The sequence below is a fragment of the Salmonella sp. 741265050_HSA genome, from assembly GCF_046569445.1.
GTDB lineage: Bacteria > Pseudomonadota > Gammaproteobacteria > Enterobacterales > Enterobacteriaceae > Salmonella > Salmonella enterica.
This window is the reverse complement of sequence record NZ_JBKFSV010000001.1, coordinates 785,425-801,714: the sequence shown is the minus strand read 5'-3', so window position 1 is coordinate 801,714 and position 16,290 is coordinate 785,425. Positions and strand designations below refer to the sequence as shown.

Here is a 16,290-nt window from a genome sequence, read left to right as displayed (position 1 = left end):
CATTATGTTAACTGAGCAGTGGCGATGTTGCTACGTCTTGAAGCCAGGGGAAGTCGTTAAGTACGATGAGAAAAATGAAAATAGGGCTGGCGCTGGGATCTGGCGCAGCGAGAGGATGGTCTCATATTGGGGTCATCAAAGCCCTCAAGCAAACAGGCATTGATATTGATATCGTTGCAGGATGCTCAATAGGTTCACTGGTCGGCGCCGCGTATGCCTGTAATAAATTATCGGCGCTTGAACAGTGGGTATGTTCATTCCGCTACTGGGATGTTTTACGCCTGATGGATGTATCCTGGGGCAGAGGAGGGTTGCTTCGCGGCGAACGCGTATTTAATCACTATCGGGATATTATGCCCGTCACGGATTTTGACCACTGTTCAAGACGTTTTGGCGCGGTCGCGACGAATCTTAGCACGGGACGAGAGCTATGGTTTACTGAAGGCGATCTACACCTTGCTGTACGCGCGTCGTGCAGTATGCCAGGGCTGATGTCTCCGGTTGAGCATAACGGTTACTGGCTGGTAGATGGCGCAGTCGTTAATCCGGTACCTGTTTCGTTAACCAGGGCGCTGGGGGCTGATATCGTTATTGCGGTAGACCTGCAACATGATGCCCACCTCATGCAGCAAGATTTGCTCTCTGTAAATGTCGGGAATATCAATGAAGAGAGCGATGATGCGCTGCCCTGGCATAAGCGTTTAAAAGAACGTTTCAGTAGCCTGACTTCACGCCGTGGCGTGAGTTCGCCTGGGGCAATGGAAATCATGACAACCTCCATTCAGGTGTTGGAAAATCGTCTTAAACGTAACCGTATGGCTGGCGATCCGCCTGATATTCTCATTCAACCATTCTGTCCGCAAATCTCTACGCTGGATTTTCATCGCGCCCATGCCGCTATTGCGGCGGGTCAGTTAGCCGTAGAGAAAAAGATGGACGAACTTATACCCTTGGTGCGTACCGACGTTTAATGTACCTTTTACGATCACTTAAGCAAATTCTGACAGGCGCAAGCGGCAATACCATGCCACTATTGATTAAAGCCAGTCAGGGGAGAGAACATGACGCAGCCATTGGTCGGAAAACAGATTCTTATTGTTGAAGACGAGCCTGTATTTCGCTCGCTTCTGGATTCGTGGTTTTCCTCTTTGGGAGCGACAACGGCATTGGCAGGCGACGGGGTGGATGCCCTGGAGTTGATGGGGCGTTTTACCCCTGATCTCATGATATGTGATATCGCTATGCCGAGAATGAACGGTCTCAAACTGGTAGAAAACTTACGTAATCGCGGAGACCAGACGCCTATTCTGGTTATTTCCGCAACAGAAAATATGGCGGATATCGCCAAAGCGTTACGCCTTGGGGTTGAAGATGTCCTGCTGAAGCCGGTAAAAGATCTCAACCGCTTGCGGGAAACCGTATTCGCTTGCTTATACCCTAATATGTTTAACTCGCGGGTTGAAGAAGAAGAACGCCTGTTTCGTGACTGGGATGCAATGGTGAGTAATCCAACCGCCGCAGCACAATTGTTGCAGGAATTGCAGCCCCCGGTACAGCAGGTGATTTCTCATTGCCGCATTAATTACCGGCAGCTCGTCTCCGCCGATCAGCCTGGACTGGTGCTGGATATTGCGCCGCTATCTGATAACGAACTGGCATTTTATTGCCTGGATGTCACCCGGGCGGGCGATAACGGCGTGTTAGCCGCATTGTTGCTGCGGGCGCTATTTAACGGCTTATTGCAGGATCAGCTCGGCCAACAAAAGCACCGTTTACCGGAGTTAGGCGCGCTATTAAAACAGGTAAATCATCTGCTCAGACAAGCCAATTTACCTGGGCAATTCCCGCTATTTGTCGGCTACTATCACAGTGAGCTCAAAAATTTGATTCTCGTCTCCGCCGGATTGAACGCCACCTTAAATACGGGCGCTCATCAGGTTCAAATTAGCAGCGGCGTGCCGCTAGGAACATTGGGTAACGCCTACCTTAACCAGTTAAGCCAGCGTTGCGACTCATGGCAGTGTCAAATATGGGGCGCAGGAGGGCGTCTGCGATTGATGTTGTCTGCGGAATGACCAAACGGAAGAGTGAGCGGAAATTGCTTTACCGGCCTTTCCCGACGAGTGTTACTATCTGCGGCAGATTTATAAGTATTTGTCTTAATTATACCAATATAAGTCCTTTTTGGACCTGAGGCTTGTTCTGGTACTGATATACTGGAACACGATACAGATTAATGAACACGTTCAATACATGAACAGTCCAGGAGAATTTTAAATGGCTGCCCTTAATTCGAAAGTCAAAAAAGCCGTTATCCCGGTCGCGGGATTGGGAACCAGGATGTTGCCAGCGACCAAAGCTATCCCGAAAGAGATGCTGCCGCTGGTTGATAAGCCATTAATTCAGTACGTCGTGAACGAATGTATCGCTGCTGGCATTACTGAAATCGTGCTTGTGACGCACTCGTCTAAAAACTCTATTGAAAACCACTTTGATACCAGTTTTGAGCTGGAAGCGATGCTGGAAAAACGCGTTAAGCGTCAGCTTCTGGAAGAGGTCCAGTCTATTTGCCCTCCGCATGTCACTATTATGCAGGTACGTCAAGGGCTGGCAAAAGGCCTGGGCCATGCCGTATTGTGCGCACATCCCGTTGTCGGAAACGAACCTGTCGCTGTTATTCTGCCAGACGTTATTCTTGACGAATATGAGTCCGACCTGTCTCAGGATAACCTGGCTGAAATGATCCGCCGTTTCGACGAAACCGGCAATAGCCAGATTATGGTTGAGCCAGTAGAAGATGTGACTGCATACGGCGTGGTCGATTGTAAAGGCGTTGAGCTGGCACCGGGCGAAAGTGTGCCGATGGTTGGCGTGGTTGAAAAACCAAAAGCGGATGTCGCGCCGTCTAACCTTGCGATTGTCGGGCGTTATGTGTTGAGCGCGGATATCTGGGCGTTGCTGGCGAAAACCCCTCCGGGCGCCGGGGATGAAATTCAGTTGACCGATGCTATCGATATGCTGATCGAAAAAGAAACGGTTGAAGCCTACCACATGAAGGGTAAAAGCCATGACTGTGGTAATAAGTTAGGATATATGCAGGCATTCGTTGAATATGGCATCCGTCATAATTCGCTGGGTGCTGAATTTAAAGCCTGGCTTGAAGAAGAAATGGGTATTAAGAAGTAACGATACGTTATAAATTTTTTAACAGAAGCGCTGGTAAATCCGGCGCTTTTTTTTATGCCTGGGGTCGTCAGCGGAGAACTCAGGCAAAAAAAATCCCGCCAGCGGCGGGATTTTAAGCATCCAGGAAGTAAATTATTCCTTGATCAGGAAATCTTCCAGTTGCTTACCTTGTTCTTCCATTGCTTTTTTGATTACAGCCGGTGTACGACCCTGGCCAGTCCAGGTTTTAGTTTCACCGTTTTCGTCAACATAGCTATATTTAGCCGGACGAGCTGCACGTTTAGCTTTGGTACCGGATTTAGCGGCAGCCATGCTATTCAGCAGTTCATTCGGGTCAATGCCGTCGGCAATTAACATTTCACGATACTGTTGCAGTTTACGAGTGCGTTCTTCCACTTCAGCAGCAGCAGCGCTTTCTTCTTCACGACGCTCATTAACGACAACTTCTAATTTTTCCAGCATTTCTTCAAGCGTTTCCAGAGTACATTCTCTTGCCTGCGCACGAAGAGTACGGATGTTGTTCAGAATTTTAAGTGCTTCGCTCATTGTAGTAATCTCAAACTTATATTGGGGTGGTTTGTTGAGCTAATAATAGAGCGATAAATTCAGTTGTGCAATAGCCAGGAATGTAAGGAATTCAAAATTACGCTTTATTAAGCACACGTTTTAATTATCTCAACTTAAATTTTCCTTGAGGCGCCGCACAAAAAAGAGCTTATTGGCAGGGGGGATACTCACCGTCTGTCGCTAAAAATTTAGGAGTCAGGTCACATTTTATCATGATGAAATACGATCTCATTGCAGAGATATCAATCTCTTGTATTAGCTTTCCTTACAAGAAAACCCTATTACTTTGCACCGGGTATGAGTAACGGTAACAATAAGTACAAGGTTTTCATATTGGCGGGTGATGATAAGCATTGTTGATGAATTTTAACGGCATAATTTGTGAAGGAATGTGTATATACCCTTCATACTTCAAGTTGCTTATGTGTTGGCTACGCTCGCTCACCCCAGCTACATAGTTATCTATGCTCCTGGGGACTCACTCCCTTGCCGCCTTTAAGCAACGCGAATTATTTTGGGTATAGTGAGCGATGTTTGTACAATTCTTAATACTCACCGGAGCGCGAGCCGCGCCGTCGCGTCGGTAAATTATGGTACAATCCCGCCAATCTTTATTTCACTCAGGTGAGGTCCTGCGACCAATGGCACAGCTATATTTCTACTATTCGGCAATGAATGCGGGTAAGTCGACTGCACTGCTGCAATCTTCATACAATTATCAGGAACGCGGGATGCGTACCGTCGTATATACGGCGGAAATCGACGATCGTTTCGGCGCAGGCAAAGTCAGCTCTCGTATCGGTTTGTCGTCGCCGGCAAAATTGTTTAACCAAAATACATCCTTGTTTGAAGAGATTCGTGCCGAGAGCGCGCGGCAGACAATACATTGCGTGTTAGTCGACGAAAGCCAGTTTTTGACTCGCCAGCAGGTTTATCAATTATCCGAGGTTGTCGACAAATTAGATATTCCAGTACTTTGCTATGGGCTACGAACAGACTTTCGTGGGGAGCTCTTTGTCGGCAGCCAATACTTGCTGGCATGGTCAGATAAGCTGGTGGAATTAAAAACTATCTGTTTCTGCGGTCGTAAAGCCAGTATGGTGCTGCGCCTTGATCAGGACGGCAGGCCTTATAACGAAGGCGAACAGGTGGTTATTGGCGGGAATGAACGCTACGTTTCAGTTTGCCGTAAGCATTATAAGGACGCGTTGGAGGAGGGCTCACTGACGGCGATTCAGGAGCGTCATCGGCACATATGATACCGAGGTAACGATCGGCTTATAAAACGCCCTGTAGCGCTTTGGAGGTCATTATTCAGGCCTCCTGACGAAGGGCGTGCCGTGAGCACGTAGGCCAGATGATCAGCATAGCGCCTTCAGGCATCAGATAAACAGGTAAAACAAAAAAACGGCCTCAATTGAGGCCGTTTTTGTCATGCTAAAGCAGATAACGAATTAAGCGGATTTTTTCGCTTTTTTCTCTGCTTTCGGTGCGGCAACGACGTCTTTCTTCGCTGCAACTTCACCTTCGGTGAAATCACGACCGTAGTAGGTATCCAGCAGAATCTGTTTCAGTTCGGAGATCAGCGGATAACGCGGGTTAGCGCCGGTGCACTGGTCATCGAAGGCATCTTCAGACAGTTTGTCAACGTGTGCCAGGAAGTCAGCTTCCTGCACGCCTGCTTCACGGATAGACTTAGGAATGCCCAGCTCAGCTTTAATGCTTTCCAGCCATGCCAGCAGTTTTTCAATCTTAGCGGCGGTACGGTCGCCCGGCGCGCTCAGGCCCAGGTGGTCAGCAATTTCAGCGTAACGACGGCGTGCCTGCGGACGATCGTACTGGCTGAAAGCGGTCTGCTTGGTCGGGTTGTCATTCGCGTTGTAGCGGATAACGTTACAAATCAGCAGGGCGTTCGCCAGACCGTGCGGAATGTGGAACTGAGAGCCCAGTTTGTGCGCCATGGAGTGACATACACCCAGGAAGGCGTTGGCAAACGCGATACCGGCGATAGTCGCTGCACTGTGAACACGTTCACGCGCAACCGGGTTTTTAGACCCTTCGTGGTAAGAAGCCGGCAGGTTTTCTTTCAGCAGTTTCAGAGCCTGCAGAGCCTGACCGTCAGAGAACTCAGAAGCCAGTACGGAAACGTAAGCTTCCAGGGCGTGAGTTACCGCATCCAGACCACCGAACGCACACAGGGACTTCGGCATATCCATCACCAGGTTGGCATCGACAATCGCCATATCCGGGGTCAGGGCATAGTCAGCCAGCGGATATTTCTGACCGGTTGCATCGTCGGTCACAACCGCAAACGGTGTGACTTCAGAACCGGTACCGGAAGTGGTGGTGACGGCGATCATTTTCGCTTTCACGCCCATTTTCGGGAACTTGTAGATACGTTTACGGATGTCCATAAAGCGCAGCGCCAGTTCTTCGAAGTGAGTTTCCGGGTGTTCGTACATGACCCACATGATTTTCGCCGCGTCCATCGGGGAACCGCCGCCCAGCGCGATGATCACGTCTGGTTTGAAGGAGTTAGCCAGCTCAGCACCTTTGCGCACAACGCTCAGAGTCGGGTCGGCTTCAACTTCGAAGAAGACTTCGGTTTCAACGCCAGCCGCTTTCAGCACAGAGGTGATCTGGTCTGCATAGCCGTTGTTGAACAGGAAGCGGTCAGTCACGATGAGCGCACGTTTGTGGCCATCAGTAATCACTTCATCCAGCGCGATGGGCAGAGAGCCACGGCGGAAGTAGATAGATTTCGGAAGTTTGTGCCACAACATGTTTTCAGCTCGCTTAGCAACGGTTTTCTTGTTGATCAGGTGTTTCGGACCAACGTTTTCAGAGATGGAGTTACCACCCCAGGAACCACAACCCAACGTCAGGGAAGGTGCGAGTTTGAAGTTGTACAAGTCACCGATACCACCCTGAGAGGCCGGGGTGTTGATCAGGATACGCGCGGTTTTCATCATCTGACCGAAGTAAGCAACGCGTTCTGGCTGGTTATCCTGGTCAGTGTACAGGCAGGAGGTGTGACCGATACCGCCCATAGCGACCAGTTTTTCTGCTTTTTCTACCGCTTCTTCGAAATCTTTCGCACGATACATCGCCAGAGTCGGAGACAGTTTTTCGTGTGCGAACGGTTCGCTTTCGTCAACGACCGTAACTTCACCGATCAGAATCTTGGTGGTTTCTGGTACGGAGAAGCCTGCCAGTTCAGCAATTTTGTAGGCTGGCTGACCGACGATAGCGGCGTTCAGAGCGCCATTTTTCAGGATAACGTTTTGAACCGCTTTCAGCTCCTGGCCTTGCAGCATGTAGCCGCCGTGGCTGGCGAAACGTTCGCGAACGGCATCATAGACGGAATCAACAACGACAACAGACTGTTCAGAAGCACAGATTACGCCGTTATCGAAGGTTTTAGACATCAGAACAGACGCCACAGCGCGTTTGATATCAGCGGTTTCATCAATCACTACCGGGGTGTTGCCTGCGCCTACGCCGATAGCCGGTTTACCGGAGCTGTATGCAGCTTTAACCATGCCTGGACCGCCAGTGGCGAGGATCAGGTTAATATCCGGGTGGTGCATCAGCGCATTAGACAGTTCTACGGAAGGTTGATCGATCCAGCCAATCAGATCTTTCGGCGCGCCGGCAGCGATAGCCGCTTGCAGAACGATGTCTGCCGCTTTGTTGGTTGCTTCTTTAGCGCGCGGATGCGGAGAAAAGATGATGGCGTTACGGGTCTTCAGGCTAATCAGTGATTTGAAGATCGCGGTAGAGGTTGGGTTAGTGGTTGGAACGATACCGCAAATAATGCCGATAGGTTCAGCAATGGTGATGGTCCCGAAGGTGTCGTCTTCAGACAGCACGCCGCAGGTTTTTTCATCTTTATAAGCGTTGTAAATGTATTCAGAAGCGAAGTGGTTTTTAATCACTTTGTCTTCCACGATACCCATACCGGATTCGGCGACGGCCATTTTGGCCAGCGGAATGCGGGCATCAGCGGCTGCCAAAGCAGCGGCGCGGAAGATTTTGTCGACCTGTTCTTGAGTGAAACTGGCATATTCACGCTGGGCTTTTTTTACACGCTCTACGAGTGCGTTAAGTTCAGCGACATTAGTAACAGCCATAATGCTCTCCTGATAATGTTAAACTTTTTTAGTAAATCATCTGCGCGATACGTGAGTATAGACAGATCGACGATACTTTGTATAAATCCCTGAAATTCAGGTGGTTACTTAACGTCCGTTTCGCTCTGATTTACTAAAAGAGCTTCTGCGTTAGTATCATTTAACTCTAACGCGTTACGTCCAGGTGGCGTAAGCAAGATTACTCACTTCTGAGTAGCGATTGTGTGATCTAAATCAATATTACGCAAAGCTGACACCTTTCAGCAGGCCATTTTAGCGTTTTATGTAAATTGTTAAGAAATTGTTGTCATGAAGAGTAAGTGGATTAGCATAACGAGTACATATAAATAACAGCGATGAATGGATGAAATTAGGTGTAGATAAGAGGTGAACTATGCGAATAAAAGGCGTATCTTCTGCGCGTTTTGATCATTAACGAAAATTGACTTCATCCGGCTAACGCTTCGGAGCTAACCGTGATTCAACCGCTTTTTGATTTTCCTGTTTACTTTAAGTTCTTTATCGGGCTCTTTGCGCTGGTTAACCCGGTGGGGATTATTCCCGTTTTCATCAGCATGACCAGCTACCAGACGGCCACGGCGCGTAATAAAACTAACCTCACCGCGAATCTGTCGGTCGCGATTATCTTGTGGAGTTCCTTATTCCTCGGCGATGGCATCCTGCAGCTGTTTGGTATTTCTATTGATTCGTTCAGAATTGCGGGCGGTATCCTGGTTGTTACCATTGCAATGTCGATGATCAGCGGGAAGCTGGGGGAAGATAAACAAAACAAGCAAGAAAAGTCAGAGACGGCCATACGCGAGAGCATTGGCGTTGTGCCGTTAGCGCTGCCGTTAATGGCAGGGCCAGGGGCGATTAGCTCCACTATCGTCTGGGGGACGCGTTATCACAGCATCGCGCATTTGCTTGGCTTTTCAGTTGCCATTGCGCTTTTTGCGCTTTGCTGCTGGGGCGTGTTCCGTATGGCGCCGTGGCTGGTTCGTTTGCTGGGGCAAACCGGTATCAACGTTATTACCCGAATCATGGGGTTGTTGTTAATGGCGCTCGGCATCGAATTTATTGTCACAGGAATAAAAGGCATTTTCCCCGGCTTGCTCAACTAAACTCCCACCTGTTGATTTACAGGCGGCGCCCTAAGGGGGCCGCCTTGTGACATTCCCACGTAACACTTCTTACTTTGATAAGCATTCAGCGTTTTAATGATAAAAAATACTAATATAATCTAACGATATTTATTTTTATTAATCAAACTATTATGAACATTACTGAGTCCGTGAAAAGCGGTAGGTCTGTTATTTTATTCACACCATACTCTGGGGCTTGATGAAGGATTATTGAAATGTTATTAGTTGTTTCAGCTCCATCGTAGATGAATGTGCTAAATAATGAGCGTTTGTTAAATTTGTGTGTGTTTTCTGGCGCAGGTATATCCTACGCTGTGACAGTGAGATGATTTTCTTTCAAATTATTGATTATAAAGAATAAATTAAAGCTTTTTAACATTCTTTAACTGTTTTTCTGGGCAGGAAATTTTCCATAAAAGAGAATTGGTTAACAAAATTGTAAAATGAATTGGCGGTTCAGAAACGCATTTGATACTTTTCGGCCAAACATTTTGCAGAAGATTTCACATTGTTGATAACTATTTTCATTTAGATGGTTGTCAGAAATAACATGCGACGTGGGCAGGTACGTCGTATACCGAATCGACGAAAGGCGATCGAACGAATCGTCAGAAAATAAATAAAGTCGGTGATAGCAAAAGCAGTGACAGACCTGGCAGTACACCACCAGTGCTGTACAGGAACCCTGACGGGATTAAACAGGCTGGTAAAAACCAGTAATTATAATGAGTGGAGTACAAACACAATGTCTAACATCACGAAAAAAAGTTTGATTGCAGCGGGAATACTCACTGCGCTCATCGCCGCCAGCGCCGCGACTGCGGCAGACGTGCCCGCCGGCGTTCAGTTAGCCGACAAGCAAACGTTGGTACGTAATAATGGATCAGAAGTGCAGTCTCTCGACCCGCATAAAATTGAAGGCGTGCCGGAATCGAACGTCAGCCGTGACCTCTTCGAAGGCTTATTAATTAGTGATGTCGAGGGGCATCCTTCACCGGGCGTCGCGGAAAAATGGGAAAATAAAGATTTTAAAGTCTGGACATTCCATCTACGTGAAAATGCGAAATGGTCAGATGGTACGCCCGTCACCGCCCATGATTTCGTTTATAGCTGGCAACGCCTGGCCGATCCTAATACGGCATCGCCGTACGCCAGCTATCTGCAATACGGTCATATCGCTAATATCGATGACATTATCGCCGGTAAAAAACCCGCCACCGATCTGGGGGTAAAAGCGCTTGATGATCACACCTTTGAAGTGACCTTAAGTGAGCCGGTGCCTTATTTCTACAAATTGTTGGTCCACCCTTCAGTGTCTCCTGTACCGAAATCAGCGGTCGAAAAATTTGGCGATAAATGGACGCAACCGGCCAATATTGTCACTAACGGCGCTTATAAGTTAAAAAACTGGGTGGTGAACGAACGTATCGTGCTGGAGCGTAACCCGCAATACTGGGATAACGACAAAACCGTCATCAATCAGGTAACTTATTTGCCTATCTCTTCGGAGGTGACGGATGTCAACCGCTACCGCAGCGGCGAGATCGATATGACTTATAACAATATGCCGATCGAATTATTCCAGAAACTGAAGAAAGAGATCCCGAATGAAGTTCGCGTAGACCCTTATTTGTGTACCTATTATTACGAAATTAATAATCAAAAAGCGCCATTTAACGATGTCCGCGTGCGTACCGCGCTGAAACTGGCGTTAGATCGCGACATTATTGTTAATAAGGTTAAAAATCAGGGCGATTTACCCGCTTATAGCTACACGCCGCCGTATACCGATGGCGCAAAACTGGTAGAGCCTGAGTGGTTCAAATGGTCCCAGCAAAAGCGTAATGAAGAAGCGAAGAAATTGTTGGCTGAAGCCGGCTTTACGGCGGATAAGCCCTTAACATTCGACCTGCTGTATAACACCTCCGATCTGCATAAAAAACTGGCCATTGCCGTGGCGTCTATCTGGAAGAAAAATCTGGGTGTCAATGTGAATCTGGAGAATCAGGAATGGAAAACCTTCCTGGATACCCGTCATCAGGGCACCTTTGATGTCGCCAGAGCCGGATGGTGCGCAGATTATAATGAACCGACCTCATTCCTGAATACTATGTTGTCCGACAGTTCAAATAACACCGCGCATTATAAGAGCCCGGCGTTTGATAAGCTGATTGCCGACACGCTGAAAGTGGCGGACGATACGCAGCGCAGCGAACTCTACGCTAAAGCGGAGCAGCAGTTAGATAAAGACTCGGCTATTGTGCCGGTGTATTACTACGTTAACGCGCGCCTGGTGAAACCCTGGGTGGGTGGGTATACCGGTAAAGACCCGCTGGATAATATTTATGTGAAAAACTTATATATTATCAAACATTAATGGCAAGACATGGGACAACTGCGGTTGTCCCATGGTGTCTTTTTTCATCGCACTATAACGTTCCCTGGCGGATCTGTTTGTCACGTCCGGGAAGTAAAGGCACAGGCCAGAAGGTACGGGCAATGTTGAAATTTATTTTACGCCGCTGTCTGGAAGCGATTCCGACGCTGTTTATTCTTATTACCATCTCTTTCTTTATGATGCGCCTCGCGCCGGGGAGTCCTTTTACCGGCGAGCGCGCATTGCCGCCGGAAGTGCTGGCCAATATTGAAGCAAAATATCATCTGAACGATCCTATCATGACGCAGTACTTCAGCTACCTGAAGCAGCTGGCGCATGGCGATTTTGGACCATCGTTTAAATACAAAGATTACACGGTCAACGATCTGGTTGCCGCCAGCTTCCCCGTTTCGGCGAAACTTGGCGCCGCCGCTTTTTTGCTGGCGGTCATTATTGGTGTCAGCGCTGGCGTGATTGCCGCGCTAAAGCAAAATACGCGATGGGATTATACGGTGATGGGATTTGCCATGACCGGCGTCGTTATCCCCAGTTTTGTGGTAGCGCCGCTACTGGTGATGGTCTTTGCGATAACCTTGCAATGGCTGCCTGGCGGCGGCTGGAACGGCGGGGCGTTAAAATTTATGATCCTGCCGATGGTCGCGCTTTCACTGGCCTATATTGCCAGCATCGCTCGTATTACGCGCGGCTCAATGATTGAAGTTCTGCATTCGAACTTTATTCGTACCGCGCGGGCAAAAGGATTACCGATGCGTAGAATCATCTTCCGCCATGCGTTAAAACCTGCGCTGCTGCCGGTTTTATCCTATATGGGGCCAGCCTTTGTCGGCATTATTACCGGCTCAATGGTGATTGAAACTATTTATGGCTTACCGGGCATTGGGCAGCTTTTCGTTAATGGCGCGCTCAACCGTGATTACTCGCTGGTGTTAAGTTTGACCATTTTAGTCGGGGCGCTGACCATATTGTTTAACGCCATTGTCGATGTGCTCTATGCCGTTATCGACCCGAAAATTCGCTATTGATACTGGAGCTCGCGATGATGTTAAGTAAGAAAAACAGCGAGACGCTGGAAAATTTCAGTGAAAAGCTGGAGGTGGAAGGTCGCAGCCTTTGGCAAGATGCCCGTCGGCGCTTTATGCATAACCGTGCGGCGGTGGCCAGTCTTATTGTCCTGTTTCTGATAGCCCTGTTCGTGACAGTGGCGCCTATGCTGTCGCAATTTACCTATTTCGATACCGACTGGGGCATGATGTCCAGCGCGCCGGATATGGCGTCCGGCCACTATTTCGGCACTGACTCTTCCGGACGCGATCTGTTGGTGCGCGTTGCCATCGGCGGGCGTATCTCATTGATGGTCGGGATTGCCGCCGCGCTGGTGGCGGTCATTGTCGGAACGCTGTATGGCTCGCTGTCCGGCTATCTGGGCGGCAAAATTGATTCTGTGATGATGCGTTTGTTGGAGATCCTCAACTCGTTCCCGTTTATGTTCTTTGTGATTTTGCTGGTGACGTTTTTTGGGCAGAACATTCTGTTGATTTTTGTCGCCATCGGCATGGTCTCCTGGCTTGATATGGCGCGTATCGTGCGTGGCCAAACCCTAAGTCTTAAACGTAAAGAGTTCATCGAAGCCGCGCAGGTGGGTGGTGTGTCGACCGCCAGCATTGTGATCCGCCATATTGTGCCTAACGTCCTGGGCGTAGTGGTAGTGTATGCATCGTTGCTGGTGCCCAGCATGATTCTGTTTGAGTCTTTCCTCAGTTTCCTGGGGCTTGGGACGCAGGAACCGTTAAGCAGTTGGGGAGCGTTGTTGAGCGATGGCGCAAATTCAATGGAAGTCTCACCGTGGCTGCTGCTGTTTCCGGCTGGCTTTCTCGTGGTGACGTTATTCTGTTTTAACTTTATTGGCGATGGCCTGCGTGATGCCCTCGACCCGAAAGATCGTTAAGGAGTACAGCCATGAGCTTATCAGAAACCGCAACTCAGGCGCCGCAACCGGCGAATGTACTGCTGGAGGTAAACGATCTTCGTGTTACGTTCGCTACGCCTGATGGCGATGTGACGGCGGTCAACGATCTGAACTTTACGCTTCGCGCGGGAGAAACGTTAGGTATTGTTGGCGAGTCTGGATCGGGGAAATCGCAAACGGCGTTCGCATTAATGGGATTGCTGGCGACGAATGGCCGAATCGGCGGTTCTGCGACCTTCAACGGACGTGAAATTCTTAATCTACCTGAGCGCGAACTGAATACGCTGCGCGCAGAACAGATTTCGATGATTTTTCAGGACCCGATGACCTCGCTAAATCCTTATATGCGCGTTGGGGAGCAGTTAATGGAAGTCCTGATGCTGCATAAAGGAATGAGCAAAGCGGAAGCTTTTGAAGAGTCCGTCAGAATGCTGGATGCCGTAAAAATGCCGGAAGCGCGCAAACGGATGAAAATGTACCCGCACGAATTTTCCGGCGGAATGCGTCAACGTGTGATGATTGCGATGGCGCTGTTGTGCAGGCCGAAACTGCTTATTGCCGATGAGCCTACCACCGCGCTTGATGTTACCGTGCAGGCGCAGATTATGACCTTGCTTAATGAGCTAAAGCGCGAATTTAATACCGCCATTATCATGATTACCCACGATCTGGGCGTGGTCGCGGGTATTTGCGATAAGGTCCTGGTAATGTATGCCGGGCGTACCATGGAATACGGTAAGGCGCGCGATGTCTTTTATCAGCCCGTTCATCCGTATTCGATAGGCCTGCTTAATGCGGTGCCGCGTCTGGATAGCGAGGGGGCGGAAATGCTGACGATTCCGGGCAATCCTCCCAATTTATTGCGTTTGCCTAAAGGTTGTCCGTTCCAGCCGCGTTGTCCTCATGCGATGGAGATCTGCAATAATGCGCCGCCACTTGAAGCGTTCAGTCCTGGTCGATTGCGCGCCTGCTTTAAACCGGTGGAGGAACTGCTATGAATGCTGTGATTGAACAACGTAAAGTTCTCCTCGAAATCGCCGATCTGAAAGTACATTTTGATATCAAAGAAGGGAAGCAGTGGTTCTGGCAACCGCCGAAAACCCTGAAAGCGGTGGACGGCGTTACGCTACGCCTGTATGAAGGCGAAACGCTGGGCGTGGTGGGGGAATCCGGCTGCGGCAAGTCGACGTTTGCGCGCGCCATTATTGGTCTGGTGAAGGCGACAGACGGTAAAGTCGCCTGGCTGGGAAAAGATCTGCTGGGCATGAAAGCGGATGAGTGGCGCGAGGTGCGCAGCGATATCCAGATGATTTTTCAGGACCCGCTGGCGTCACTCAACCCGCGAATGACGATTGGCGAAATTATCGCTGAACCGCTGCGCACTTATCATCCTAAGCTTTCGCGCCAGGACGTGCGTGACCGCGTGAAAGCCATGATGCTGAAAGTGGGCCTGCTGCCGAACCTCATCAACCGTTATCCCCATGAATTTTCCGGGGGGCAGTGCCAGCGTATCGGTATCGCCCGGGCGTTGATCCTGGAACCTAAGCTCATTATTTGCGATGAGCCGGTGTCGGCGCTGGACGTTTCTATTCAGGCGCAGGTGGTGAATTTGCTCCAGCAGTTACAGCGAGAGATGGGGCTGTCGTTGATTTTTATTGCGCACGACCTGGCGGTCGTAAAGCACATATCCGATCGTGTCCTGGTGATGTATCTCGGTCATGCAGTAGAATTGGGCACCTATGATGAGGTGTACCATAATCCACTGCATCCTTATACCAAAGCGCTGATGTCGGCGGTACCGATTCCCGATCCCGATCTGGAGCGAAATAAGAAGATACAATTGCTGGAGGGCGAATTACCTTCGCCCATTAACCCGCCTTCCGGCTGCGTGTTCCGTACACGCTGTCCGATAGCCGGGCCAGAATGCGCGCAAACGCGACCGGTGCTGGAAGGGAGTTTTCGCCATGCCGTTTCCTGCCTTAAAGTAGACCCGTTATAATCGCAAGGGCTGACAATTCGTCAGCCCTTCTTTTAGGTGAGGTTACCGTGTCACTTTCTTTGTCGTCGGTTCGCCGTCGTCTTTATCATAATCTGTTCGATTTGACTACGCGCTCAGGTCGCCGTTTTGAAGGGTTATGCGCGCTGTTTGCGCTGCTTAGCGTATTGGTCATTTTTGTTGAATCAGGCGTAGGAACGGAATATCACCTGACATTTGATGAATGGCATATTTTTGTCTGGCTGGAGCTCTGCGTTACCCTGATATTTACCGGTGAATACTTGCTCAGACTGTTTAGCTGGCCCGACCCGGCAAAATACGTTTTTAGTTTCTGGGGATTTATTGATCTGGTGACGATTTTGCCGCTGTACGTCATGTGGCTGTGGCCGGAAATTAGCCTGAACTATATGTTTGCCTGGCGCGCTATGCGAGCGATTCGCGTGCTGCGTATTCTTAAACTGCTACGCTTTATGCCATCCCTGCGGGTATTCTGGAGCGCCATTATTAGCGCGCGTCATCAGCTTATTCTGTTCTATTCATTTATTGCGATCGTGATGATTATTTTCGGTGCCCTGATGTATCTTATTGAAGGACCGAAATATGGCTTCACGACGCTTAATGCCTCGGTGTATTGGGCGATAGTGACAGTCACAACCGTGGGGTACGGTGATATTACGCCGCATACGCCGCTGGGACGTATTGTCGCGTCGGTGCTTATTTTGATTGGTTATTCGGTGATTGCGATTCCTACAGGACTGATTACCACGCACATGAGCAGCGCGTTTCAAAAACGTCACTGGCAGCGAAAATGTCCGCAGTGCCAGCAAAGCCAGCATGAACATAGCGCGCAATATTGTAACCGATGCGGCAGTAAGCTACCGGATTAAACAGGCTTGCCG

At 49.3% G+C, this 16,290-nt stretch carries 13 protein-coding genes; 11 read left to right on the top strand and 2 right to left on the bottom strand.

What is annotated here, in order from left to right:
- Nucleotides 1–65: 65 nt before the first annotated feature.
- The 3 genes from rssA (at nt 66) to galU (ending at nt 3,186) form a co-directional block, all read left to right on the top strand.
- Complete coding sequence (rssA, locus tag ACLD4F_RS03945; protein ID WP_001230575.1) at nt 66–971, top strand: patatin-like phospholipase RssA; 906 nt, start codon at nt 66–68, stop codon at nt 969–971.
- Between the two features lie 90 nt (nt 972–1,061).
- Nucleotides 1,062–2,075, top strand: a complete 1,014-nt coding sequence (gene rssB, locus ACLD4F_RS03940) for a two-component system response regulator RssB (protein WP_000193432.1) — start codon at nt 1,062–1,064, stop codon at nt 2,073–2,075.
- Between the two features lie 202 nt (nt 2,076–2,277).
- Nucleotides 2,278–3,186 (top strand): UTP--glucose-1-phosphate uridylyltransferase GalU, encoded by a 909-nt coding sequence (galU, locus tag ACLD4F_RS03935; protein WP_000729450.1) that lies wholly within the window; start codon nt 2,278–2,280, stop codon nt 3,184–3,186.
- Between the two features lie 132 nt (nt 3,187–3,318).
- Here the strand turns inward: galU and hns are convergent, their stop codons facing one another.
- Nucleotides 3,319–3,732: a histone-like nucleoid-structuring protein H-NS gene (hns, locus tag ACLD4F_RS03930; protein ID WP_001287383.1), complete on the bottom strand. Its 414-nt coding sequence runs from the start codon at nt 3,730–3,732 to the stop codon at nt 3,319–3,321.
- A gap of 662 nt (nt 3,733–4,394) precedes the next feature.
- On the opposite strand from hns, the gene tdk reads away from it, so the two are divergent.
- Nucleotides 4,395–5,012: a thymidine kinase gene (tdk, locus tag ACLD4F_RS03925; protein WP_000068097.1), complete on the top strand. Its 618-nt coding sequence runs from the start codon at nt 4,395–4,397 to the stop codon at nt 5,010–5,012.
- A gap of 195 nt (nt 5,013–5,207) precedes the next feature.
- Here tdk and adhE read toward each other — a convergent pair whose 3' ends face one another.
- Nucleotides 5,208–7,886, bottom strand: a complete 2,679-nt coding sequence (gene adhE / locus ACLD4F_RS03920; protein ID WP_000301678.1) for a bifunctional acetaldehyde-CoA/alcohol dehydrogenase — start codon at nt 7,884–7,886, stop codon at nt 5,208–5,210.
- 476 nt (nt 7,887–8,362) lie between these two features.
- Here adhE and ACLD4F_RS03915 point away from each other — a divergent pair, with 476 nt between their 5' ends.
- From ACLD4F_RS03915 to ACLD4F_RS03885, 7 genes are all read left to right on the top strand, one after another.
- Entirely contained in the window at nt 8,363–9,010 is a 648-nt protein-coding gene (locus ACLD4F_RS03915) for a YchE family NAAT transporter (protein WP_000615840.1), read from the top strand.
- Between the two features lie 766 nt (nt 9,011–9,776).
- On the top strand, nt 9,777–11,408 hold the full coding sequence (gene oppA / locus ACLD4F_RS03910; RefSeq protein WP_001527794.1) for an oligopeptide ABC transporter substrate-binding protein OppA: 1,632 nt from the start codon (nt 9,777–9,779) through the stop codon (nt 11,406–11,408).
- 122 nt (nt 11,409–11,530) lie between these two features.
- The gene (gene oppB / locus ACLD4F_RS03905) at nt 11,531–12,451 is read left to right on the top strand and encodes an oligopeptide ABC transporter permease OppB (protein ID WP_000911097.1); all 921 of its coding nucleotides are present in this window, start codon (nt 11,531–11,533) and stop codon (nt 12,449–12,451) included.
- 14 nt (nt 12,452–12,465) lie between these two features.
- Nucleotides 12,466–13,374: an oligopeptide ABC transporter permease OppC gene (gene oppC / locus ACLD4F_RS03900; RefSeq protein ID WP_000979653.1), complete on the top strand. Its 909-nt coding sequence runs from the start codon at nt 12,466–12,468 to the stop codon at nt 13,372–13,374.
- A gap of 11 nt (nt 13,375–13,385) precedes the next feature.
- Nucleotides 13,386–14,393 carry an ABC transporter ATP-binding protein gene (locus ACLD4F_RS03895; protein ID WP_000058857.1) on the top strand — a complete coding sequence of 336 codons (1,008 nt, stop codon included), beginning with the start codon at nt 13,386–13,388 and terminating at the stop codon, nt 14,391–14,393.
- Nucleotides 14,390–15,394 (top strand): murein tripeptide/oligopeptide ABC transporter ATP-binding protein OppF, encoded by a 1,005-nt coding sequence (gene oppF, locus ACLD4F_RS03890; protein WP_000994696.1) that lies wholly within the window; start codon nt 14,390–14,392, stop codon nt 15,392–15,394. The genes ACLD4F_RS03895 and oppF overlap by 4 nt, the downstream gene beginning before the upstream one ends.
- Nucleotides 15,395–15,441: 47 nt before the next feature.
- Nucleotides 15,442–16,278 (top strand): ion transporter, encoded by an 837-nt coding sequence (locus ACLD4F_RS03885; RefSeq protein WP_023244790.1) that lies wholly within the window; start codon nt 15,442–15,444, stop codon nt 16,276–16,278.
- The last annotated feature ends 12 nt before the right edge of the window (nt 16,279–16,290 follow it).

What these genes read in the sequence shown, in the direction of transcription:
- rssA (WP_001230575.1), top strand. Translation starts at nt 66, where the DNA reads ATGAGAAAAATGAAAATAGGGCTGGCGCTGGGATCTGGCGCAGCGAGA.
- rssB (WP_000193432.1), top strand. Translation starts at nt 1,062, where the DNA reads ATGACGCAGCCATTGGTCGGAAAACAGATTCTTATTGTTGAAGACGAG.
- galU (WP_000729450.1), top strand. Translation starts at nt 2,278, where the DNA reads ATGGCTGCCCTTAATTCGAAAGTCAAAAAAGCCGTTATCCCGGTCGCG.
- hns (WP_001287383.1), bottom strand. Translation starts at nt 3,732, where the DNA reads ATGAGCGAAGCACTTAAAATTCTGAACAACATCCGTACTCTTCGTGCG.
- tdk (WP_000068097.1), top strand. Translation starts at nt 4,395, where the DNA reads ATGGCACAGCTATATTTCTACTATTCGGCAATGAATGCGGGTAAGTCG.
- adhE (WP_000301678.1), bottom strand. Translation starts at nt 7,886, where the DNA reads ATGGCTGTTACTAATGTCGCTGAACTTAACGCACTCGTAGAGCGTGTA.
- oppA (WP_001527794.1), top strand. Translation starts at nt 9,777, where the DNA reads ATGTCTAACATCACGAAAAAAAGTTTGATTGCAGCGGGAATACTCACT.
- oppB (WP_000911097.1), top strand. Translation starts at nt 11,531, where the DNA reads ATGTTGAAATTTATTTTACGCCGCTGTCTGGAAGCGATTCCGACGCTG.
- oppC (WP_000979653.1), top strand. Translation starts at nt 12,466, where the DNA reads ATGATGTTAAGTAAGAAAAACAGCGAGACGCTGGAAAATTTCAGTGAA.
- ACLD4F_RS03895 (WP_000058857.1), top strand. Translation starts at nt 13,386, where the DNA reads ATGAGCTTATCAGAAACCGCAACTCAGGCGCCGCAACCGGCGAATGTA.
- oppF (WP_000994696.1), top strand. Translation starts at nt 14,390, where the DNA reads ATGAATGCTGTGATTGAACAACGTAAAGTTCTCCTCGAAATCGCCGAT.